A 23162-nucleotide genomic window follows, 5' to 3' on the forward strand; every position below is an offset into this window, starting at 1 on the left:
AGCCAATGGTCACATTACCGTTTGATACCGTTCTGATCGCCAATCGCGGCGAGATCGCAGTGCGCATCATCAAGACGCTGCGCAGGCTCGGGCTGCGTTCTGCGATTCTCTACCACGATATCGATGTGCGAACGCTGGCCGTCTCGATGGCTGACACCGCGGTTGCCATTCGCGGTCACACGCCCCTCGCGGCATACCTGGATATTGAGCAGATCATCGCCGCAGCCCGCACGGCGAACGCGGGCGCGATCCATCCTGGGTATGGATTTCTATCGGAGAATGCAGAATTCGCGAGGGCCGTGACCCAGGCGGGATTTGCGTTCATCGGTCCCGCGCCGGAGACTATCGAACTTATGGGCGACAAGATCCGAGCTCGCAACTTCGTCCGGCGACACGGTTTTCCGGTCGCACCTTCGGCGATCGAAGAAGATGAACCAGAGACGTTTCTTCGCAGAGCCCGGGCCATAGGAGCGCCCTTGCTGGTGAAGCCATCAGCAGGAGGTGGCGGCAAAGGCATGCAAATCGTGCGCGAGCTGGGGTGCCTCCAGGGAGCGATAGCGCAGGCACGAAGCGAGGCACAGCGATACTTCGGTGACGACCGCCTCTATGCCGAACGATACGTCGAAAGACCACGTCACATCGAAGTGCAGGTGTTAGGTGACTCGTTCGGAAACGTGGTCCACCTCTTCGAGCGGGAGTGCTCGGTGCAGCGCCGCTTCCAGAAGATCATTGAGGAGACGCCCTCGCCGGCGCTGGACGAGAGGCTGAGGCAGCAGATCTGTGAAACTGCCGCTGCTATCGCCCGGGCCGTGAATTATCGGAGCGCAGGCACAGTCGAGTTCATCTTGGGTCAAGGAGAGTTCTATTTCTTGGAGATGAATACGCGCCTGCAGGTCGAGCACCCTGTGACCGAAATGACCACTGGGCTCGATTTGGTTGCCGAACAGATCTATGCCGCCGCAGGCCGCGCACTTCGATTTTCACAAGCCGACATTATCCCAAAAGGACACGCAATCGAGGCTAGACTGTACGCGGAGGCCCCGGAACGCGGATACGCACCAACTACCGGCAAAATACACGTTCTCGAGTACCCGGGCGGCGACGGCGTACGCATCGACTCTGGAATTTCGCGCGGCCAACAGATCACGACAACCTTCGATCCCATGCTCGCTAAGATCATCGTGCATTCAACTACCCGCATGGAGGCTGCGTCTAAGGCCGAACGCGTTCTGCGTGAGCTAGTGCTCCTTGGCTGCGAGACAAATGCGGATTTCCTCGCGCGTATCCTCGCGGACGAGACATTTCTGAGCCGCGATATTCATGCGGGATATCTCGAGGAGAATCCTCACGTCCTCTCGGGCGGGTCCGATTTGTCTCCCTTTCTCGCTGCGGCCGCTCTTCTGACAAAACCCGTCCGCGACTCTGCAAACGCTGTGCCTGAGCTTCACGCCTCTCTCGGTGGCTGGAGAAATTGACCGTGAAGCACTCTTTCGAGGTTGACGGCATCGATTATGAGTTGTGGCTTTCGCCCTGCCCGCAAGGCTATCTGCTTCGGCTGGGGGACGAGGTTGTTGGCCCGGTCGCATTCTCGGACTGCGGCAGTGGTTCCGGCCTTCTTAGCATTGCGAACGAAAGAAGGCAGGTCAGGTTCTTCATTGATGGCGACACGATTCACCTGCATATCGGCGGCAGGACGCGCATTTTGCGCTACCGTGATCCGTTGCGAGCGCTTGCCTGTGCGAATGACGAGCCAGGCCATCTGATGGCCCTCGCTCCAATGCCGGGCGTCGTAATCGCGACCAGAGTCTCACCTGGCCAATCCGTTTCCGCTGGGACAGAGCTGATCATAATCGAGAGCATGAAATTGCAGACAGTCATCCGCTCTCCAAAGGACGCGCAGGTCGCCCTTATTCACTTCAAAGAAGGCGAGAGCTTCGAGCGAGACGCCGTGCTGGTGACCCTCTCGGAAGAGGTACGCTGAAATGCAGCGAATCACCTCTTCGGCGGATGTGAACGCGCAAGACTTTCAGCTCAACGAAATCCACAACAGGCAGCTTGCGGCCGAACTAAAGCAGCGGCAATGTACCACGCGGTTTAGCCGGCCAGAACGGGACCTGGACCGCCTGCGACAGCAAAATAAGCTGTTTGTTCGTGACCGGATCGAGTCATTGCTCGATCCCGACACTCCGTTCCTGGAGCTTTCAACACTGGCCGCTAACAAGGCCTACCAAGGCGAAGTCCCTGGGGCAGCGCAGGTGGTTGGGATCGGGATCGTGGCCGGCCGCGAAGTGATCATTCACGCCGATGATGCGAGCGTGAAAGGCGGCGCATGGTATCCGCTTTCCATCAAGAAGATCGTGCGAGCTTTGGACATAGCAATCGAGAACCGCCTACCGGTGGTTCATCTCTGTGATTGTGCCGGGGGCTTTTTGCCTCTGCAGGCGGAGTTCTTCGCAGATCGCTATCACGCCGGTCGAATCCTGCGCAATCAATCAATTCTTTCCAGGATGGGCGTGCCACAAGTCGCCATCGCAATGGGTCATTGCAGCGCCGGAGGAGCCTACGTTCCAGCGCTGAGCGACTACAGCATCATGGTCGACGGTCCGGGAGCAATCTTTCTCGGCGGACCTCCGGTCGTGAAGGCTGCCACTGGCGAGATCGTGTCGGCCGAAGAGCTCGGCGGCGCTTCAATGCATACCAGCGTGTCGGGCACGAGTGACTATCTGGCAAGCTCTGAGATGCATGCGATTGCAATAGCCCGCGACATCGTCGCACGCCTTCATCGCCCGGCGAAAACCTTGATCGATCAAGCCCCGCCTGAACCGCCTGCCTACGATGCCTCCGAGCTGTATGGCCTTATTCCGAGGGACCCTCGGGTGCAGTTCGAAATGCGGGAGATCATCGCGCGTCTTGTCGATGGCAGTCGATTTCACGAATACCAGCAGCGGTATGGCGATTCTCTGGTGTGCGGTTTCGCTCGGCTGCATGGATATCAAATCGGAATTCTTGCCAACAATGGTGTGCTGGTTAACGACAGTGCACTCAAAGGCAGTCACTTCATCCAGCTATGTGACAGAAACCGAACGCCTCTGCTCTTCCTCCAGAACACGACCGGCTTCATGGTGGGCCGAGAATATGAGCGGCGTGGCCTCACGAAGGATGGAGCCAAGTTGATCATGGCCGTTTCTGGGGCATCGGTGCCGAAGTTCACCGTCATTTGCAACGCATCTCACGGTGCGGGGACTTACGCGATGGCTGGACGAGCGTTCGATCCCCGTTTTGTTTTTACCTGGCCACAATCGCAGATCTCGGCGATGGGCGCTGAGCAAGCCGCCGGCGTGCTCACCCATGTCAAGGCGAGACAACTGGCCCGCGAGGGTGGCCGCCTGTCAGAGCGCGAGTTGGCCGCCATTCGAGAGCCGATTCTCCAGGAGTATCGGGAGAGATCGAGCGCGTACTACGCGACGTCCGAAATCTGGGACGACGGCATTCTTGATCCGGTCGATACCAGAACCGCGCTGGCAATTGCTTTAAGTGCCTCCCTCAACGCTCCCATCGAGGCACCACAGTATGGCGTCTTCAGGATGTAACAGGCTGATCGACAACGGGGCGCGGTTGAGGGGCAGAGCCGAATGCGATCCTATTGTTCAACAGCGAGCGCTTCGCTGATGAAACCGTGGAGGACCGCCTCGGATCAGTCAGGGCGATGCTTAATGCAGGCTTTGTCTCCCGGTATCAATCCCCGCCCAATGCCCGCCTTGTTCTGCGAAGCACTTGACGGCTGGCTGCCGACGTCCCTCGGCAAGAGCGTTTTCTTATCGGGGTCAAAGGGCGGTGAGGGTTAATGGTCACACTCAGGCTCACACTGCAGGTCGTTCTGGATGCTTTGTCAGCCTATACCGGCAATCGTGGCGGGGCGCCCAACCTGCGCTCTTGAGGCGCATCAGCTCTTTTCCGCCGACGCCCTCTGCAAGCAATTTCCCGCATCCCAAACATGGGTGACCGCGCGAAGTCGACGCGTCGACCCACGTTGAACTAAGGAAGGACCTCACTCTTGGAACACTCCAACAAAAAGCTGCCGATCGACCAACCTTGGACTAACCGCTGTCCGATAGATAACCGACAATGGAGCGCCGGCGAGCACGGGTACGCTCCCCAAGCCGGTTCTGAGATCATGCCCAGCCTTCGAGGTGCCTTTAGCGGCCCGTCGATCATTTCCGTCAGGCTAGCTCTGCGCGCATTGGTGTTGATCAACTTTGTGGCCGTCCTCGCAGTTTTAGCGTCTCTAACGCATGTCGCAGCCAAAGCTAAGCTCGATCTAAGCCTGATGAGCTCGGTGGCATTGGCAACATTCTATTTCGGATGGGGCGCTGCTATGGCTTTGCTCGCAATCATCGCTCGCGCTGCAGCTGAGCTAGAGGCCTCGAGGGCCAGGACGCCCGCGCCATCATCAACTGTGGAAGAAAGGAACTGCACGTGCAGGGCACACTCCACACCTGTCTTGCAGCTGTGCGCGCTCGTTTCCGGCTTGGCCTCTGTGGTGCTGTTCGCTTGCGGAATACTCGAGACTAACTCCAGCGTTGGAGAACTCTTCCAGAGGTGAACTCGCTACAGAACCCTTCCTTGTAATCTGTAACAACCCTCGCAGTGGAAATCCGCCCGTGCTTTGCCCCAAATGTCACGCTAACAACTGGTGCGAGGTCGCATGTCACGATCCCTGGAGCGGCCGATCGGTGATGGGCTGCAATGTGTGCGGCGAATATACGCTGCCCGAGCCTTTCGAGCGCGAGAAAGCGCACGCGGTCATCGTCGACACGATTGCGCCAAGCCTTGGACGCGATTCGGAGAGGCCGGAAACACTAGCAAGCAAAATCCTGGATGCGCTCGAGAATGCAGGATTGACCATTGAACGACGCTGAAGATGCCACGACATGGCCCCCTCCCATCTGCGAACACTCGACGTCCGGGCCGCGCTGCGTAACAGAGGCATGCCCCCTATCGAGCTGCCGGATAAGGGCCCATTGGCTATTGGGGGGCTCCCTTATCGCCAATAGCGTCACCCCTCCGGGTTTTGGCGGATCGGATCTTGGCATGGCCGTGATGCGATCGGTTCGCCTGCCTTGCTGGAGCGCATGAAAAGTTGGGCCTCCGACTCGCCTGTCGCAGCAGAAGCGAAAGCTCGCATTTTGGTTGGGCATCCATCAGGGCTGCTTAGAGAACGTAGGCGCCGTTACATCAGGCGCGCCCGGGCTTACAATTGGAGGCTTTTCTAGAGGAGGCAAGTTGGTCGTCCTGCCGTCTGCGCGGTCGGCGGTCGTACTCTAGGTTGTGCGTCGTCAAGATGAAGCCATTTTCGCAACAACGAGGCCGCCCGCGACGACTCTCTTTTGGTAATGGCTGTTGTGGACCGAGACATGCTCCTGAAATGACGCGACCCGCGCGATCGCTCGCCACAGCTCGTGGCGCCCTTCTGGCTCGCCTTTTACTTGATTGAGGCTAGAACCAGGTTGCACTGGGGCCGCTTTGCCCCGATCGCCACATCCATCCAAGAGAATTAAGCATTTTTGGACCATAAGCAGCACCAGAGTTGCAGTGACCAGCAAAATCGCGGCGAACATGATCAGGCACTCCCGGTTCGGTCGATGGAAAGCAGCCGCTCTGCGGCGGTTCGTTGCTCCTGATCAGAGCAATTTGTGTGCCGCGCCGGACAGCCGACGGCGTCCGTTGTGATGGGCATTGAAAACCGACTCCGGCGCTCGCACCCCGGCTTAATATGTCAGGAACGGCTCGGAGCAATGTGAGCTTTCCGACCTTTGCGTCATTAGCTGAGCACTTGCAGCTCAGCTCATCGCGCAAATAGGCGCGCAGCCGCGGCAGTCCTGCTCCAATGGGGTGCCGATCGCCTCATCGCGGCCATCGCAATCGCGGCTTGGTGCATAGAGGCTCGGCTTGACTCACAACACATCATTCGGACGGACCGCGCCTTGTGTCGCAGTCGTCGCACTCGGTCTGCCTGCGTTCTGTTGGCACTGATGTTGCGTCTAAGAGGGTCGGCATGAACATCTTTGATCGGTTTCGGGGGGATCTTGTGCGGGCCTGCAATGATCGATCTCACGATAAGCCTCAAATCGCTTGATTCTTACGTTGCGTCAGGTTGTAGGCTTTGAAACAGGCCAGCGCATTTTCGAGCGACGAACGGCTGCCAGTTCCCGCAGCGTGTCCAGGATGATCGTCGAAGAACAATCCTCGTTACCGCAAGCAACACTGTCCAACGCGAAGCCGCGCCATGAACGATCTCAAACCAATCATTGGTAAAGTCGGATCCGGCGCCAAGTTGACCCGCGAGGAGGCAGCATCCATTTTCGCAAGCATGATGTCGGGTGACGCCACGCCCGCGCAGATCGGCGGGCTCCTTATGGCGCTGCGCGTGCGCGGCGAGACAGTGGAGGAAATCACAGGCGCAGCTTCCGCGATGCGCAGGCGGATGCTGCGCGTCAATGTTCCAACCGATGCCATCGATATCGCCGGAACCGGCGGTGACGCTTCCGGCTCGGTCAACGTGTCAACCTGCGCCGCTTTTATCGTGGCCGGCGCCGGGGTGCCGGTCGCGAAACACGGCAATCGCGCGGTATCCTCGCGTTCAGGAGCCGCCGACGTCTTGAGCTTGCTCGGTGTGAAGATCGACATCACGCCTGAAGCCGTCGCTCGCTGCGTGTGCGAGGCTGGTATCGGGTTTATGTTCGCGCCGGCCCATCATCCGGCCATGCAGAACGTCCAGCCGATACGGATTGAGCTTTCGACCCGCACGATTTTCAATCTGCTGGGGCCGTTGTGCAATCCGGCCGGTGTCAAGCGGCAGATCGTTGGGGTCTTTTCGCGTGAGTGGCTCCTCCCGCTGGCGCAGGTGTTGCAGAATCTTGGGGCCCATTCGGCCTGGGTGGTGCACGGCTCGGACGGACTCGATGAGATCACCCTCACCGGACCGACTTTTGTTGCAGCACTTGAGGGGAATCAAATTCGAACCTTCGAGGTAGTTCCGGAGGAAGTTGGCCTGGCGCGTTGCAGCAGCCAGGCGCTCAAGGGCGGCGACGCCCAAGCCAACGCCGTCGCGCTCCGAAACGTACTTGAAGGCATGCGAAACCCGTACCGCGACGTGGCTGTTCTAAACGCTGCTGCGGCATTGGTCGTAGGCGGTCGTGTCATGACACTAAGGGAGGCCGTAACCATCGCGCAAGAATCGCTAGATAGTGGCGCCGCGGCTTTGCGCTTGAAGCAGCTTATCGCGGTTTCCAATGCTTCGCTGCCGGGCTAGCCGATGTCCAATATTTTGGCAAGAATCGAAGCCTACAAGCGCGAGGAGATCGCCGCGGCGAAGCGCAAGGTCCCGCTCGCAGAGATCGAGTTTCTGGCAAGGCGTGCCGCGCGTCCGCGCGGTTTCATCAACTCGATTCGCAGGAAGCACGCCGCAGGCGAGTACGCCCTGATCGCCGAAATAAAGAAGGCCTCGCCGTCGAAGGGTCTCATTCGCGCTGACATTGATCCGCCCTCCCTCGCCAAGGCCTATGAATCAGGTGGCGCTGCCTGCCTTTCAGTCTTGACGGACACGCCATCTTTCCTGGGACATCTCGACAATATGGTCATGGCGCGCGCGGCCATCAATTTGCCGGTGCTACGCAAGGACTTCATATTCGATATTTATCAAGTGGCCGAAGCTCGCGCGCATGGTGCCGACTGCATCCTGATTATCATGGCCGCCGTCGATGACGGAGCTGCCCGAGAGATCGAAGCGGCGGCACTTGAGCACGGCATGGACGTGCTGATTGAAGTCCACGACCACTTGGAACTTGCTCGCGCCTTTACTTTCCGCTCACCAATGATCGGAATAAACAACCGCAACCTCCGCGATTTCAAGACGACTCTCGCCGTCAGCGAAGAGCTGGCGCCGCTAGTCCCGAAGGATCGTCTGATCGTCAGTGAAAGCGGCATTTTCAGTCCCGCCGATCTGATGCGGCTCTCGCAAGTTGGGATTTCCACCTTCCTGGTGGGTGAAAGCCTTATGTGCCAGGCCGATGTGACGGCGGCAACGCAAGCGCTCGTCTCCCGCGGGACAACTGTTGAGACCGTACTCAGTGATCGACCGCAGCGACGATCGGGCGAGTGATTTCGTTCCGAACACTGCACTCCAGAGCGCATTGATTGGCGACAGTTGGATGTGCGATCCCAGAAAGGCACTATCGAAGGCGCGCATCAATGACACCGGAGCTCCGTCAGACGAGAGATGCCTCGAGCGCTGCAATCACGACGGCACAACATTCGCCGAGAAGTTGCCGGGCCGCTCGCGCCCGAGCTGGTATCTACTGAGGCGGCGCCGCTCACATCGGTACGACGCTGGTCACAGAGAAGGTCGACATGACGGGTGGTGCGGCGCATTGGGCCTCGCGCAACTACGAAGGAGAGAGTCCATGATGTCTTGGCATATGATGAGCGTCCTCGGATCCATTGCAACGGTCGAGCGCATGATTCAGAAATTTCGGGAACTGATCGATACAGATGATTCGATCGCGCCTGACGTTCGAGATTCGTTGCACGCGACGCTCGACAGGCGTGCTTCCTTCGCGAAAGAGCGCCTGCTCGAGTGGTCTCGAACAGAACACGCCGAGCGCAAGATGCCCATCTTACATGATGGTATAGCTTGCAGCGAATGATCTTACCCGCGGAGAGGTGAAGAGCTCGCGAAGGCCGACGATGAATGGCTCCCGTACGGGGGCGACCGGCACGATATGCAAGGAAGAGAGTCGACGTGAAGTCGCGCCAAATCCAATATAGCCGATGGCGAGCGTTCCTGTCCGCTCTTTTGACCAGCTCGCCTTTCGCGAGTGCTCAGTTTGTCTCGGCATGGAAGCCGGATCGGCACGAGCCGAGCACGAGAACCGACACGGCCCTCCGAGCGACATTCCGCCTGACTTAGATATCGCAAGACGCCAGTTCGGGAGGTGGTTATGAGCTGCGGGCCGGCTTCAAAGACGCACGATATGCCATCCATTGAGGCGAGCGAATTCCGTCAAGCGATGGGAAATCTGGCGAGCGGTGTTGCCATTGTGGCCACCGGGACCGCCGAGGAACGGCGCGGTTTAACGGTCAGCTCTGTCACGTCCATATGTATGGAACCGCCCTGCTTACTCGTCGGGATCAATGCCGCGTCCCAGACTCACGACGCGATACTGGCGAATGGCGTTTTTGGGGTGAGCATTCTAAGTGGGGATCAAGCGGACCTCGCGCAGCGTTTCGCGGGCCAGTACGGCGTGAGGGGCATCGAGCGTTTCAATGTAGGCCGGTGGGATCAGGGGATCCTTGACGTACCGATTTTGCAAACCGCGGTCTGCACTCTCGAATGCGTTTTGCACCGCCACGAAATCGTCGGCAGTCATGGCATCTTTGTCGGCCGGATCGTCGCGACACGCTCGGATGGAGGCGATCCACTCATCAACTTGCGAGGCAAGCTTCGAAAGCTGCGCTAAGGCTTTGGTGCAGGCTCTCTCGTGCAGAAATTTCGGCCCGATAATGCTGATTTACAAATAGATCGAAATGAATTCTGCAGAGCGGCCCCCTGACGACATCCACCCGGTCAATTGTCGGTGAATCGCAGATGCGAGCAGCAAGAACTCCGCAAGACGATCCAGCAAGGGAATTCGAGCAGTAGTTGAATAATTCGCCTGCCGCGCTGCCAAACTCGCACCCATCCGAGCAGCCCTCGAAGCACCAGAGCCGCTTCCAGCCGCCGAACCCGTCGACTATCGCGAGCGCTACGCCATCCTCACTGGTCACCGCCTCGACTTGCGCCCCATCTGCGGTGGCCGCATGGTCGAGATTGGCCCTGTGCCGCGCTCGCAAACACCTCGCTGCAACACATCATGACGAACCACCTCAACCTATTCACTCCCGCTGCACGTATCGCTCTGCCGGCGCTCTCCGCCGGACCAATTAAGCACGCTCACAAGCCCCAACGAACAGACCATAGTCGGCTCTCTGTGGTTGCACTATCGACGATGGCCTCCTTCGCTACCGACATCAGCGACAATCTGCGGCCACGCTCGCCCGCGGGCCCAACATCGCGTCAACCGCGCCCGCCGGCGCCTAGATCGACCGTCATAGGGTCCGGGCCCACAAGACGCGGCTTCGTTCAATCCGGCTTCAAATAGGTCCCGCGCTCGACTTGCGGCGAGATCTGTGACTCGGGGCCAATTTGAACCCTCTGCGTTCCGACGAACCAGCGGAACAGCAGGTCATATTCCAGCCGCTCCATCAGAAGCCGCTCCGAGCCGATCGAATAAAACGCCTGCAACAGCATCGACCGCAGCAGCTTCTCCGGCGGGATCGACGGCCGTCCCATCGGCGAATAGAGCGCGGCAAACCCGTGCTCCAGCCCGACAGCACTTCGCTCACGATCGTCCGGACCGCTCGCAGCGGATGATCGCGGCGCACCCGCGCCTCCAGGTCGACGTAGCTGAACAGTTCGCCCGTTCGATTCTCGCCGCCGCGCACGGACCACCTCCGATCTCGTCGGAGTCAATGAATCACGGTCCACGATCGGCGGCGAGCACCTTTTTCAACAGCCTGCTCTAGGCCAGTTAGCTAGGACTCTATCGTCATTTTTTGCTTAGTTTGTTTACCGTTGGCACGACGGATCGGTTAAGCAAAAGAAGAGATCGCAGATACCATCCAACGGGTCCTCCTCGCATTCAGGATATGACGTATCGGCTACCCGCACCTTAGTGTCGATCGGTTGCGCGGCAACCTTAGCGACGAAAGTCGGCGCAGGCGCTGCAAGTACGACGGCGCTCGCAGCTACAAACAGCAATTTTTTCATTCGAGAGTGCCCTCCTTAGATCGGCCCCAGCCATCAACAGGCTTACATAACCGACCCCGCAAGTGTAAAATGCATTCTCTTGATTGGATCTATCTACAGAATGGATACGTTTGGACATCTCGGCAGGCTTGATCTTAGTCGTCCCTGAAGAATGCAGATCGCCTGAGAGATAGGCAGGAAAGCCGGGTGTGGGGCCGCGGTTTCTTGCGTTTTGGGATTTTTTTCGAGCAATTCGTGATTCCCTGACGGCGAGTCATCGGCATTGGAAGGCGATGAGCAAACCGCGGGATGACCGCCAGAAAGACCTGTTGCTTCCGGCGCTTGATCACATTTTCGACATAGGCTGCCCGGTGGGCTGTTTGGCCGGGCGCAGGACAAACGGTCAAGGCAATCCTCGAGAACCCCTTCAGGCCGGCATGTATACTGACGCCCGCAATAGGTCCGAGGTAGGCCTGCGACGTCAAACGCTCCCGCGGTTTTGACCCGCGAATGGAAGATTGAAGACGCTTCGAACCTATGAAATCAGAGTTCTTCACGGACGACCAAGCCGTCCGAGCATTTGCGCGTAGCGCTCCTGCTCGAACGAATTACCGTTTAGACGCCACGGATCATCGACACTCAGTTCCCGCTCAAGCGACTGATGTCTAGGCTCACTTGCTAGTTCAACGGTTAACCTGCACGAATTTGCAAAGGGAGCCGCTCTGGATTTGGTTGCTCACAGGTGGAGGTCGCAAATAGGCTTGAATCGGACGTAGCGTCAAATTGTACGATCTCCAGGTACGAACCTGCCAGGGGATTGGTATGTCTCAACGTGTCAGGATTAGACGGGTCGGGTCCCAAAGGCCCGTTGACGAGGTGATTATGCGCCGGCGCGCCGTCCCGGCCGTGCGGCTACCAAGCGGCTATCGATGCGTCGTCGACCGCGAAGAAGCGCGGTACGTCTGTCGCAAGCCCGGTCCTGCTAAAGCAGCTGAAACTAGAAACGCCGCTCCCACCTTTCGGCACAGCGCTGCCGTTTTGCACCTTCGACAACTAGCCTTCCCCTCGACCGGACCACGACGTGCAAACAACTCGGCACAGGTTCTCGTTCTGCCAGCGTTGGGCGCCGAGCGCGGCAGATCGCCATCCTGGCCTAAGGGGCGCAAATTCGCGCTTTCGCCGAGCTTTGCATGCACATGGCACCCAGCATGAGCGGCGCGGTATCGCAACCTATCGTCTCGCATCTGGGCCGAGCAAATGCGAAGAAACCCGATGGCTCCAAGAAGGTCTTGCTCGTCGAACACACTGAGGGCCAGTGCCGAGCTATTGTGGGCTTCAAAGATGGAGATCCTACAGCCGCCTATATGTGTGGCGAACCTGTATTGAGAAGGCCGCGAAAGGACTCGTCATGGTGCGCTTATCACCATGGTCAGATGCACGTTTCGCACTGGTCAGACGGTCGCAGCTCTTCTCAGCCAAAGGCAAGCACCTGAACAATAGTGAGTTGGCACTGGATCGCTCCGACCATGCCTCATGTGCGGACATTAGCAAATCCCGCAGCTCTCCTCCAACTGGAGCGGCCGTCCGGCGGCTACGACAGAGACGAAGTCATCGCCGCTTTCGCCGAACAACCGACAGCAACAGACGCCGATCCGACGCTCATTCTGCGCATGGGTCACGCTGACTCCGAGGCGCCAAGCCTGCATGTGCTCGACAACCACGGCTCCGACCATGGAGCACGCAATGATGTCGGAATGAACGCCTTTCCCAAGATCTGTGGCGAGCTCTGCCTTGGCCGCGAGGGGAGCGGAATTTTTCGTAGGCCAATGAAACGAACTCTTGATGCTTGATCTCTGCACGCTAATTGAGCGCCACGCTGCGTTCTTCCCCGACAAACCCGCAATTTGTTTCGAAGGTGAGACTTTAAGCTACGCCGCGTTCAACCATCGGATCGAGCGGGTTGCACGCGCCCTGAAGAGCGAGCTCGACATTGAGCGAGGCGATCGCATCGCGATCCTCAGCCTGAACCGGCCTGACTATCTGGTTCTGCTGTATGCCTGTGCGCGGCTCGGTGCAATGCTCGTACCCATGAACTGGCGTCTTGCCGTCAGCGAGCAGCTGTTCATTCTTTCCGACGCTGCTGTCAAGGTTCTCGTCCTCGAGAGCGCGTTCGAAGCACTCCTTCCCGCCCTAGCACAGTACCTGCCCAGCACCAACGTGATCGGGTTCGATTTCGAGCCGATGGGTGGCAACACTTGGGAGTGCCTGCTGCATCGTGGACAGGACGAAAATCGCAATCCGCACACGGATCTGTCATGTCCGCTTCTGATCGTCTACACCTCCGGCACTACGGGTAGGCCGAAAGGTGCGGTGCTGCGGCAGGAGGCCCTGCTATGGAATGGCCTAATGAGCCAGCACATGCACGGGCTCACCTCCGCCGATCACGTGTTGACAGTGCTGCCGCTATTTCACGTCGGCGGTCTTAACATCCAGACCACGCCAGCACTACATCAAGGTGCGACCGTTACGCTTCACTCGCGGTTTACGCCCGAGGCGACACTTGCTGCGTTCGAGCGGGACAGGCCAACGCTCAGCGTGCTGGTGCCTGCCACAATCCAAGCGCTTACCGAGCATCCCGGCTGGAACAAGGCAGATGTATCCGCCTTACGGGCAATTTCTACTGGCTCAGCGATGGTGCCGCAGCATCTCGTCGAACGTTTTGTTGAGCGGGGCGTAGCCGTACTGCAGGTGTATGGCTCCACGGAGACCTGCCCTATTGCCATTCATACGACGCTCGGCGGCGATCCGCCCCGTGAAGGTTCGACCGGCCTACCTGGGCTTTTTTGCGAAGCGACAATTATCGATGACCTTGGGAACGAGCTGCCACCAGGTATTCCAGGCGAGATTATCGTGCGCGGGCCTCAGGTTTTTGCGGAATATTGGGGTAATCAACAGGTAACCGAAGAGGCGTTGCGGAACGGCTGGTATCACACGGGGGACATTGGCCGGCGCGATGCCGATGGATATTTTTGGATCGAAGATCGGAAGAAGAATCTGATCATTTCCGGGGGAGAAAATATCTATCCGGCGGAAGTCGAACGGGTGCTCAAAGCGCACCCAGATGTCCTGGAATGCGCCGTCGTCGGTCGACCCGACCCCCGCTGGGGTGAAGTGCCAGTGGCCTATGTGATCCGGCGCTCGGGGTCTGCGCTTGATGCCGAGCGGCTGACGACTCACCTCCAGCTTCAGCTTGCCCGGTTCAAGACGCCCCGCCAAATCATTTTCACGAACAACTTGCCGAGAACGGCACTGGGCAAAATTCAGCACTACATGCTCAAAGAAACCGACGCGTCGAGCCAACAAGGCGACACCCCTAAATAGTGAGCATTGGCGGTGACCGCACATGCTTCATCCTGCGTCGGCGATCTCTCCTCTCGGAGTCACGGAGCTGGCTCAACATCCTTGTCGGGCAGACCGCGATTTTGGGATGGTGCTCCCGTCGTTTGCGATCGGAGAACTCGGAGCCGGTTAATGCCGCGAATCTTGATCATGAATGCCGGCACTCCTCAGATGTCCGGTAGCGATCTGACCTCAGTGCAAGTTTCACTCGCGGCCAAGTCGGCTTGGCGCTCCGCTTGGTTTGCACGACAGGGCGACGTGATAGTCTCTCCGGTCGCAATCCCGGTGGACCTGCTCCACTATATCGGCGCGACGCTCAAATTCGATCCGTCGAGCGTTTTGGTCCTTGTGCCAGAAAGTGCCAGGACAAGCACAGTCCTTAGTGACTTCATCCTGGAAGCCGATTCAATCGTAGAGCAAATCAGCCGCCACATTGGACAGAAGACGGATTGGTCAACTTGCCCGTGTTACTTTACCGAGGGGGCCGCGCGGCTGGCGAGGATACTTGGCGTAAGCCTGGCAGGATCCGATTTCGCTCTCCAGCGGGGCCCTGATTTATTGAACCGCAAGAGCCATTTCCGCCAATTGGCGGCAAGCGCTGCACTTCCAATGCCAAGTGGATGGGTGGCAACAACATCCGACGAGCTATTCAGGGCGGTCAACTCCCTTAGAGTTGAGACCGGCTCTGTGATCGTAAAGCTCGACAACGGCGCCGGAGGAGTTGGAAACGTTGTAATAACCGGGATGGAGACCGGCCCGGTGCCTGGGGCAAGAGAAACTCGGAAAATCGATTGGTCGTCCTTTGATCCTGAGGCACTCTGGTCCGAAATGACGACAGCGTCATGCAGAACGGTTGTCGTCGAGGCGTATCACCCGGCCAGTTCGATGTTCTATCTCGAATTCGAAATCGAGGAGAAAGGTTCAATCGCATACATCAACAGTGGAAACATACGTCTGCGTCGAAGCGAGGATCGATCGGAACGGGCCCTCGTCTGGACGGGACTCGAGCTTCCGGCCGACCTCACGATCACTGACTACTCTAATGCCTACGGGCATGCTTACCGGTTTGTCGAGCTTGCACGCGCGTTGGGTTACCGAGGATTGATTAATATCGATGCGATCTTCACGCCCGACGGGCAGCTGTTGTTTAATGAGGCGAATGGCCGCTGGGGCGGTGGATCTGTGTTGCACAGCATCGCAGTCCGCCTACTCGGGCCGCACTACGCCCATTCCCACGTGATTTCATCTGTACGGGATGTGCGATTAAGCTCCCTCCGATCAGCACTTGACTGTTTGGCCAAGGAAGGTTTGTTATTCGATAATCCACATGGTGAAGGGGTGATCCCCCTTGCCGTCGATCAAGACGCCGGCACAGTCGAGTGCGCTATAATCGCCAGAGACCGGCTGACGAACCGCAGGTTGGAAGACCAACTGTTGCGGATACGGTGAGTGGATCGGTGTTAGGCCGCGACTAGGCTCAGGACCTCTTTTTTTGATCGATGGCTGATTCAAGGTCTCCGGATTCGGAGGCTTTGATGAGTGATTTGTTTAGCGCTCGCCGTGTTTTCCCTTGGCGCATGGCCTGCCGAGATCGATGACCGCCGCGTTGTCAGTGCATCGCCTATCTCATTCGCAACGGTCTGCAGTGGAAGGATGCACCGAAGGGTTACGGTCCGCACAAGACGCTCTACAATCGCTCGATCCGCTGGAGCCGGCTCGGCGTGTTCGACCGGATTTTCGCCACCCTAGTGGCGGAAGGAACGGTGCCAGAGCGTATCACGATCGATTCCACGCATTTGAAGGCGCACCGAACGACCCCGAGCCTCCTAAAAAAAGCGGCTCTTTCCCGCTGCATCGGCCGCACGAAGGCGGGTTGAATTCCAAGCTCCATGCGAGATCGCGCAATCGGCCACGCATAGCCGTGTCTGGAGGGCGGCTGGAGCTATGGCGGATCATCTTCCGTTCAGCGCTGATGATCGAGCTGGCGCGCCGTTCCGACAGTCTCATGATGGCCTGCAGATACGCGACAGCCGCGCGCTTGGCGGCGGGTTCTACCATTTTTTGAAAGCAGCTCGCGAAGGTGGCCGCATCGAGCACCTGCTGCGCCAGGAGCCTCTTCCGCTTCGCGTTCTCCTCTTCCAGCGCCTTCAGCCGCTTGGCCTCAGAGACGTCCATGCCGCCGAATTTGGCCCTCCAAGTGTAGATTGTCGCTTCGGATATCCCGTGCTTGCGAGCCAGGTCGGCTGTCTTTGCCCCAGCCTCATGCTCCTTCAACACAGCGATAATCTGCTTCTCTATCCGGTCTGCTTCTGTCAATCCCCTCAGAACACGCGCCGCGGGTACCTTGCTTCTGTTCGTGGTCGGCAATGCCACCACATGATGGGATTCGACTGGCGATGAAACCCTCCGTTCGAACCAACCTGGAAGGCTCAGGGTACGCATGACCATAGGTGACTGAATCACCCGTTCATCGTCCCTTCAGCCGCTGGCCGGAAACGTGCCACGTGATCGCCTCGTCGCCCAAATCCCGCATCGTCCGCAATCTACGCAGCGTCAAACTATTTTTTGAGTCGGTCGACATCATATTCAAAAAATAAAAGCCCTATTTTATTTCACGATGTTAGGTTCCCCGCGCTGGCGATATGCCGGTCACCCTGGAGAACGTCGATGAATACAACCGCTATCAATGACACGGTGCTGGACCTCGGGGACGCCACCGAGCTCACGGAAGGCCTTGGGGGCGCGTCCCGCGCCGAGCCCGCGACGGGCGATTATTATTTGGAGGGTGATTGCGATTGACGTGGAGCGTCTTGATGGGATGGGCTTCGGCCCATCCCATCATTTGACGACGGGGTGGGCAAGGGACTGCTGCTGTGAGCGACGTATTTCAAGCGTGGTCCAATGGGCGTTGGATCAGTCTCGACCTAAACTCCAATCGCTACAGCATGAGTACCACATCTGTAGCTTGTCCGCACGAGAGTGAACGGCTGATCAAGACGAAGGCAAAGTTGCGCGATTGCCTGAGTTCACCGCCTGCCTTTCTCCCACCCCTCCATCTAGTATGGCACTACGCTCGCGCGGCTCATGCTGCTCGCACGATCCGCAGCCAGACCATCGCTCGCCAACTGGAGTTTCTACGTGCCTCACTTCACGGCACCGCACCCGTGTCCGTGGGAGTCGAAAGAATCCATTACTACGCCAGCGTATTCCAACATCTGCGCAATCTTCGGTTTCGCCGCCCGCCCTGTCTTGAGGATTCCGTTGCGGGGTATCTGTTTTTCTACCCCTACATCGCATCGCTTGAGCTCCTCGTGGGTGTGAAGCAGCCACCGTTCAGAGCCCACGCCTGGCTGCAATCTGGCGATCTAATTTTGAACGACACGAAGGGTGCTGTGGATGAGTACAGCGTCATCTTGAGATTCGAGAAATGAGACTCAATGCCGATGGGCTCTTGGATTCAGCCAACGCGCTTGCATCGATCGTTGTAGACGGCCGGGTGGAAATCACAGTTCTCAACGATATTGTTGATGCCGAGACCGGCCAGCCGACTGAATTGGAACCAACACACTTCAAAGGCAAGTCTCTGCCAGAGATTCTGGCTCTCCTGCAGGAGCGGTACGCTGGCGATGCGGCTTTCATTGTTCGCGCGCCAGGCGGCATCGCGATCGTGCGCCCCCTTTTCTCCGAGATCTCCATCTTCTACCAGGTCAGAAATGATGTGATTGAGTGCTGGGCAGGGCTGAAGTTGCCAGATGCCATTTTGGCGCAACGCCAAGCCTTCAACTTTGGCTATTTGACTGGCGTGATGTGCAACGCGTCCTGGCTGACCCCGGAAACAGGGTTGTGTGGGATTTTCGAGCTACTGAGTGGCGCGGCGCTCATCGTCTCAAGGGGGACCTTTCGGCAAGTCGATTTTCTGGCGAACGCCGTGGCCAGTCTCAAGACGTCGGCGGTGTCTTTCGAGGAAGCCGCGGCCAGCTTTCGCCAATTGATCTCGGCGAGCGTCGCTCACAAAACGCGCCGCTATAACGGTGCTTTCAGCATTGAATGTTCCGGGGGGCTTGATTCGTCGGTAGTGGCATTGGCTGCGGCCGACCTCCATCGAGATAGGCCCCTCTCCCTTCTGAACAGCTACTCAGAGACGGATGTCAACGGCGACGAACGTTTCTTTTTTGCCGCGCTAGCCGAGCGGGTGCGCGGCGTCCCAACCTATGTCGAAACGAATGCTCGCTCCTCGATGACCCACCTGTCGTCAGAATTGCTGGCTCCAACGCCGCGACCTTGTAAGCTAGCGGCCACGATCGCCACAACGGCTCAACTTCACGAGGCTGCGCAGGCTGCAGGATCGCGCCTGGTGCTCACAGGAGATGGAGGCGATCAACTATTTCTCAGAATGCGCCGCTTGACCATGGCCAGAGAGCTGCTTGCCGAAACCCGATCGCCACGAGAGGCATTGCGCGAGCTTGCCGGCCTTGCGATCCAGGCCCGGGCGTCTGTCTGGCGTGTTCTTCGCGACGTGATCACTGGCCAGAGCAGCCGGGACTTACGCCGGCATATGTTCGGTGATCTTCGATTTCCGCAGTCGCCTCTCGCGTCAGTGGGGCCGGACGTCCGTGCAGAGCTAGTACCAGGAGCCTGGTCCCTACGCCACCTACCGACGACGCGACTGTTTCAGTTCTTCGGCATGCGTAATCCGGAGCTCAATCGTATCGCATTACGAGGCATTTCGGTAGAAGAACGAAAGGCTTTTGTGTTCTGGCCGCTGATCAAGGCGGGTCTCCGCACGGCTCGCCGACATCACCACTCTAATGGAATTGATCGTGCACTTGAGCGCGAGGCGTTCCGGCACGAATTGCCGGACGTGATCTATTATAGGGTTGGCAAAGGTGCCGGTCGCGACATGCTAGTGCGGTACGAATATGGTGCCTTGGTGTCACGTGTCGAGCGCAGTGCATTGTATCGGCACGGCTTGATCTCCCGCGATCTCCTCCGCTCTGCTATCGACAATTTGTCTTACGACTCAGCGTCTGCACTCGTTCGCGTCTGCGCTGTTGCCGATTGGATGGACGTTCATGAAATCGGGTAAGCCGCTCTTGCCCCCGCTCCAATGGGACATCATCAAGACGAGCCTACAATCTTCCCGCCTTCTTGTCGCGGCCTTCCTGCTCACGACAATTGCGGCGTCCGGCTGCACGGTGGCCGGGCCGCTTCTGTTCTCACGCGCCGTCGCCCGGCTGGCCAGCGCGCCACCGCTTTATACGCTCAGCTTGTTGTTGCTGTTTGCCGTCACGGCCGCACTTGCTCGGTGCTTGCAGGACGTCAAGGTGGTTCTGTCGAACCGGCTGGAACAGGACGTTCGTAATCTCTCCAGCAAGAAGATCATGGCAGCTCTGGTGAGCGCCGAGGGATCGCTGTTTACTCAAAACAATCCGAGCAAGATTTCGGCAATGGTGGAGAGTTGGCACCAGTCCAATAAGATCTACATCCAGCTCTATTTGATGGTGCTGATGGGCGGGGTCGCCGATATTGCGTTCTCGTTCCTTGCCGTCGGCGGAGCAGCGAATTGGTCTGTGGCGCTGTTCGTCCTGGCCTACGGCGCCGTCCTCGTACTGATAACGTTGAAGAGCAATAGGGCCACCAAGGTGTATCAGGCCAAGGCGCAGGCCTCAACTAACGACGGCTCGAACCTATTAGGAAATGCAATCGAAAACATCGTTTCAATTAGGGTGTTCCGCGCCCAAGCCTGGATAGCTGAGTTGTATGATCGCCAGACCGACGCCACGCGCCGAGCCTGGCTCGCGTTCTATGGCATCCGGTTGCGCTATGGCGCTTTGCAAGCCACCCTCTTGTTCGTTCAGTATGCCTCGATCTTGGGGCTTTTGCTGTGGCTCTATGAGCGGCCAGGCCAGATAGGAGGGCTCGTCATGGTGAGCATGATCCTAGTTCAACTGAACCGGCCCTTCGAGCTTATTGGCATGTCAATGCGGGACATCATCGTTGCGCGTGGGATGGCCGAGCCGCTGCAGGCGTTGCTTGATGCACATGCCCCACCGGTGCGACCCACTACACTCGGGCGTACCATGCCGATATCCGGCCCACTCACCGTTTCAATCAGCCTGCTTTCGTTTGGTTATGAGCGAGCCGCCTCGCCGCTGCTCTCTGGGATAACGGGCGAGTTCAAGCCCGGCGTCATCAACTTCATCATCGGGCCGTCGGGCGCTGGCAAATCGACGCTTATGCAACTTTTGCTAAAAATGCATCAAGGCTACAGCGGCCTGGTGCGCATTGGCTCCTTGGACCTGGCCACGATCGATCCGGAAGATTACTTGGCGCACGTGGGTTACGTGCCCCAAGAGTCCATGATGATGAATCTGAGTATCCGCGAAAACGTTCTGCTGGGCCGCCCGTTTTCCGATGCGGACGTGTTCTACGCGCTAGAACGCGTCCATCTGGTTGATAAGGTGACTTCCTTGCGGGACGGTTTGGACTACCGCGTCGGCGAGCGGGGCCAATTGCTAAGTGGCGGCGAGAGGCAGCGCATTGCGATCGCCCGTGCACTCATCGCAAGGCCTCGGCTGTTACTCCTGGACGAAGCCAGTTCCGGGCTGGACGAGCAGACCGAGCGCGGAATCTTCGACCAACTTCGGCAACTTGCGTCGGACACGACGATCGTAGCCATCACGCACCGCCGGGGCGTGATAAGTCCACATGACTACGTGCTAGATTTGTCGCGGTCGGCATCCGCGAGAGCCTCGCCTGTGCTCGCATAACTTCCGCGACCCGGCGTCTGAAAAAGCCCTGGATGGCACGGGCTGCGGCCTTGTGCTGCCCTTCGAGTATCAACGCACTAATGCTCTGGCTTTCGACAAGCAAATCGCTGTAGTACGTACGCGTTCCCATTGCGCGTGAAAGGTAGACATAAACGACGTCCGCGATGTGATCCGCAACGTGGCGATGCTGTTTGACCAGCAACGCGCGCCGATAGCACTCGCCTACTTTCAAGAAGAGTTTGGCGGGCTCCTCATTGCTTGCGTAAATTGGCTCGATTTCACCGCCGAAGCTTGCCGCCACTTCATCGATCAGCTTTGCCTTCGTGAAATCGCTGATGCTGTCGAGATACATTTGCGACAGCATCTTGCAGAACAGGATGGCTTGGTGTGGGTCGATCGGCCTGGCGTTAAACCCCTTGTGGTCGATATTTTGCACCACATCGCGCTCAGTCAGCCGTATCAAAGCCTCTCGTACCGGCGAAATGCCGACGCGAAGCTCATCGGCAATATCGGCAGGCTTCAAGGCCGTGCCGGGTAGCCAATGGCCGAGTAACAGACGCTCGCGCAAGGCCCGGAATACTGGATGCTCCGTCTCAAAAGCCATGATTACTGGCCCGTTTGACCGTCCTGACTGAGTTGGCCAAGGCCGCCTCACCTTTTCGCACAGCTCTGCTCCACACTTCTCACGGGTATCACCATCGCGGCCTACCCCACCAGCCATTTCGCCGCCGCGCGGACCGCGCGCATGGCTTCGAGGCGGATTTGCAAGGTCCCGCTGGATGCAGATCGCCAGACCGATCCCGAGCGCTCACGCCGCTTCTTCGGGTTACGGGTCCAACAGAGCTCCACCGTTCCAAGTACCGGGACAGGTTCGCACAACGACGTCGGACTGTAGCAGCGGACGGCTCGACGGCGAGTGCCGCCGCTCAAGAGTGCTACTATAGCTGCATGGCTCTTGCGCATTGTCATTTTCTTGGAGGCAACCGCTCCCCGGCTGTCTAGGCGGAATGCTCTTCGTTCCGATGATGTCCGTTGCCAGGTCAACCCGCGACGTCGATCGCTCCTGAGGCAGGGTGCGGAAGCGCTCGTCAGAGCTAGTGAACTGGTGAAACATCACCAACAGCGCGATCGTTCCGATGCCCAGCTCAGCGATTGCTTGATTGGGCAACAATCCGTTGAAACCCGATATGGCCGGGAATAACAGTACCGCCGGTATGGCGAGATAGCCGCGCCTTGCCAAGGACACAACCGCACTGAGGCGCGCTCTCCTGAAGGACTGAGCCATCGCCGTCACGGCACTCTGAACGTCCAAAAGGCCAAAAACGTGATAAGGCGATGCAGGTCGAGACGGCAATTTCCGTGACCTTTTCGCTATCGCCGAACAACCTGACCAAGGGCCGGGCAAAGCCACAACGGCGGCAGAATAGGCAATGGAGAGAGCGACAGTCATGGAGAGCACTAACTTCGCGGCCTTCAATACGCGAGCAAAGCCGCGTGCGCCCCAACCGAACCCCAGGACACCTTCTGTACAGAAACCGGTGATTGGCAGCGCGCCAAGTCAGCACTCCGACCGCCGCGATGGACTAGTCGTCGAAAGGCGCAGCAGCTCGGTACAAGAGCATCTGGTCATGGTCACCGGTGCCCCTATGAACGCCATCTGTCTGATGCGATCTGCTCGCAACGCGATCTAAGATAGCCTGGCGAGGACTATCCCGCGACGCTTCGCAAAATATGCGATGTAGGGATTCATAGCAGCGATCTGGGATACTAGCGCTGCGAGGGCTGCGCCCTGTACGCCGAGGTCCAGTAAGATTATGAATACGGGATCGCGCAAAGCGTTCAGCATGATGACGATACTCATCGTCCACATGCTGAATCGTGTGTTGCCCTCGGCTCTGACGACGAAGCCGTTGACGATGCTTACAAGCATCAGGGTGTACCCGAACAAAAGCGTCGCCGCGTACACGAGCCTCACGGGTATGATGGTTGGAGTTGCCCCGACCGCTACGAAGACCCCTCGCAGGTTTGGGAGCAGAGCGAGCGTAAACATGATACCGATCGGAGCGATCAATCGCTGTGATCGCCTCGATCGGTTGGCGTTGTACAAACTGATTTTTGCCGGATCGACTTTTCCTAGGCATACGCTC

General features: G+C 58.3%; 18 protein-coding genes and 5 pseudogenes. 16 read left to right on the plus strand and 7 right to left on the minus strand.

Going from position 1 to position 23162, the window contains the following annotated elements; translation table 11 throughout:
* Window positions 1–5 precede the first annotated feature (5 nt).
* From F758_RS0114245 to F758_RS0114255, 3 genes are read left to right on the plus strand one after another with little or no spacing between them, the layout of a single operon-like run.
* Window positions 6–1475 carry an acetyl-CoA carboxylase biotin carboxylase subunit gene (locus tag F758_RS0114245; RefSeq protein WP_024508486.1) on the plus strand — a complete coding sequence of 490 codons (1470 nt, stop codon included), beginning with the start codon at window positions 6–8 and terminating at the stop codon, window positions 1473–1475.
* A 2-nt stretch (window positions 1476–1477) separates the two neighbouring features.
* Window positions 1478–1981: an acyl-CoA carboxylase biotin carboxyl carrier protein subunit gene (locus F758_RS46490; protein WP_024508487.1), complete on the plus strand. Its 504-nt coding sequence runs from the start codon at window positions 1478–1480 to the stop codon at window positions 1979–1981.
* 1 nt (window position 1982) lies between these two features.
* Window positions 1983–3590 (plus strand): acyl-CoA carboxylase subunit beta, encoded by a 1608-nt coding sequence (locus F758_RS0114255; protein ID WP_024508488.1) that lies wholly within the window; start codon window positions 1983–1985, stop codon window positions 3588–3590.
* 1746 nt (window positions 3591–5336) lie between these two features.
* Here the strand turns inward: F758_RS0114255 and F758_RS0114270 are convergent.
* Window positions 5337–5618, minus strand: a complete 282-nt coding sequence (locus tag F758_RS0114270; RefSeq protein WP_024508491.1) for a hypothetical protein — start codon at window positions 5616–5618, stop codon at window positions 5337–5339.
* A gap of 668 nt (window positions 5619–6286) precedes the next feature.
* Between F758_RS0114270 and trpD the strand changes: the two genes are divergently transcribed.
* The 5 genes and pseudogenes from trpD to F758_RS53275 all read left to right on the plus strand — a co-directional run.
* The gene (gene trpD / locus F758_RS0114280; protein ID WP_024508492.1) at window positions 6287–7312 is read left to right on the plus strand and encodes an anthranilate phosphoribosyltransferase; all 1026 of its coding nucleotides are present in this window, start codon (window positions 6287–6289) and stop codon (window positions 7310–7312) included.
* A 3-nt stretch (window positions 7313–7315) separates the two neighbouring features.
* Entirely contained in the window at window positions 7316–8161 is an 846-nt protein-coding gene (gene trpC, locus F758_RS0114285) for an indole-3-glycerol phosphate synthase TrpC (protein WP_024508493.1), read from the plus strand.
* 301 nt (window positions 8162–8462) lie between these two features.
* A complete protein-coding gene (locus F758_RS43935) occupies window positions 8463–8705 on the plus strand; it encodes a hypothetical protein (protein WP_024508494.1) in 243 nt (80 codons plus the stop codon).
* A gap of 294 nt (window positions 8706–8999) precedes the next feature.
* A complete protein-coding gene (locus F758_RS0114295) occupies window positions 9000–9518 on the plus strand; it encodes a flavin reductase family protein (protein WP_024508495.1) in 519 nt (172 codons plus the stop codon).
* A gap of 193 nt (window positions 9519–9711) precedes the next feature.
* Window positions 9712–9915 (plus strand): annotated as a pseudogene (locus F758_RS53275) (IS91 family transposase); the annotation flags it as partial.
* Between the two features lie 343 nt (window positions 9916–10258).
* Here the strand turns inward: F758_RS53275 and F758_RS47745 are convergent.
* The 3 genes and pseudogenes from F758_RS47745 to F758_RS47755 all read right to left on the minus strand — a co-directional run.
* Window positions 10259–10542, minus strand: a pseudogene (locus tag F758_RS47745) (transposase); the annotation flags it as partial.
* Between the two features lie 124 nt (window positions 10543–10666).
* Window positions 10667–10867, minus strand: coding sequence for a hypothetical protein (locus F758_RS47750; RefSeq protein ID WP_084305377.1), 201 nt, complete (start codon window positions 10865–10867; stop codon window positions 10667–10669).
* A gap of 532 nt (window positions 10868–11399) precedes the next feature.
* A pseudogene (locus F758_RS47755) lies at window positions 11400–11501 on the minus strand (SAM-dependent methyltransferase); the annotation flags it as partial.
* An 871-nt stretch (window positions 11502–12372) separates the two neighbouring features.
* Between F758_RS47755 and F758_RS49560 the strand changes: the two are divergent.
* The 4 genes and pseudogenes from F758_RS49560 to F758_RS47760 all read left to right on the plus strand — a co-directional run.
* A complete protein-coding gene (locus F758_RS49560) occupies window positions 12373–12696 on the plus strand; it encodes a hypothetical protein (protein ID WP_157450009.1) in 324 nt (107 codons plus the stop codon).
* Window positions 12689–14227, plus strand: a complete 1539-nt coding sequence (locus F758_RS0114315) for a class I adenylate-forming enzyme family protein (RefSeq protein WP_035721943.1) — start codon at window positions 12689–12691, stop codon at window positions 14225–14227. The genes F758_RS49560 and F758_RS0114315 overlap by 8 nt, the downstream gene beginning before the upstream one ends.
* Before the next feature lie 150 nt (window positions 14228–14377).
* Window positions 14378–15694, plus strand: coding sequence for a preATP grasp domain-containing protein (locus F758_RS50835; RefSeq protein ID WP_024508499.1), 1317 nt, complete (start codon window positions 14378–14380; stop codon window positions 15692–15694).
* Window positions 15695–15815: 121 nt separating this feature from the next.
* A pseudogene (locus F758_RS47760) lies at window positions 15816–16139 on the plus strand (transposase); the annotation flags it as partial.
* Here F758_RS47760 and F758_RS47765 read toward each other — a convergent pair.
* Window positions 16136–16561, minus strand: a pseudogene (locus tag F758_RS47765) (transposase); the annotation flags it as partial. The pseudogenes F758_RS47760 and F758_RS47765 overlap by 4 nt on opposite strands.
* A gap of 351 nt (window positions 16562–16912) precedes the next feature.
* Between F758_RS47765 and F758_RS52780 the strand changes: the two are divergent.
* From F758_RS52780 to F758_RS0114350, 4 genes are all read left to right on the plus strand, one after another.
* Window positions 16913–17044: a hypothetical protein gene (locus F758_RS52780; protein WP_283805859.1), complete on the plus strand. Its 132-nt coding sequence runs from the start codon at window positions 16913–16915 to the stop codon at window positions 17042–17044.
* Between the two features lie 146 nt (window positions 17045–17190).
* Window positions 17191–17676, plus strand: coding sequence for a lasso peptide biosynthesis B2 protein (locus F758_RS53280; protein WP_502689153.1), 486 nt, complete (start codon window positions 17191–17193; stop codon window positions 17674–17676).
* Window positions 17673–19331, plus strand: coding sequence for an asparagine synthase-related protein (locus F758_RS0114345; protein ID WP_024508502.1), 1659 nt, complete (start codon window positions 17673–17675; stop codon window positions 19329–19331). Before F758_RS53280 ends, F758_RS0114345 begins: the two co-directional genes overlap by 4 nt.
* Window positions 19318–21015, plus strand: a complete 1698-nt coding sequence (locus F758_RS0114350) for an ATP-binding cassette domain-containing protein (RefSeq protein WP_024508503.1) — start codon at window positions 19318–19320, stop codon at window positions 21013–21015. The genes F758_RS0114345 and F758_RS0114350 overlap by 14 nt, the downstream gene beginning before the upstream one ends.
* Here the strand turns inward: F758_RS0114350 and F758_RS47770 are convergent.
* Complete coding sequence (locus F758_RS47770; protein WP_198026490.1) at window positions 20924–21619, minus strand: GntR family transcriptional regulator; 696 nt, start codon at window positions 21617–21619, stop codon at window positions 20924–20926. The two genes, F758_RS0114350 and F758_RS47770, sit on opposite strands and share 92 nt — an antisense overlap.
* Before the next feature lie 1083 nt (window positions 21620–22702).
* Window positions 22703–23065, minus strand: coding sequence for an MATE family efflux transporter (locus tag F758_RS46500; protein WP_024508506.1), 363 nt, complete (start codon window positions 23063–23065; stop codon window positions 22703–22705).
* Between the last annotated feature and the right edge of the window lie 97 nt (window positions 23066–23162).

It is taken from the genome of Bradyrhizobium sp. ARR65, from assembly GCF_000472385.1.
Taxonomy (GTDB): Bacteria; Pseudomonadota; Alphaproteobacteria; order Rhizobiales; family Xanthobacteraceae; genus Bradyrhizobium.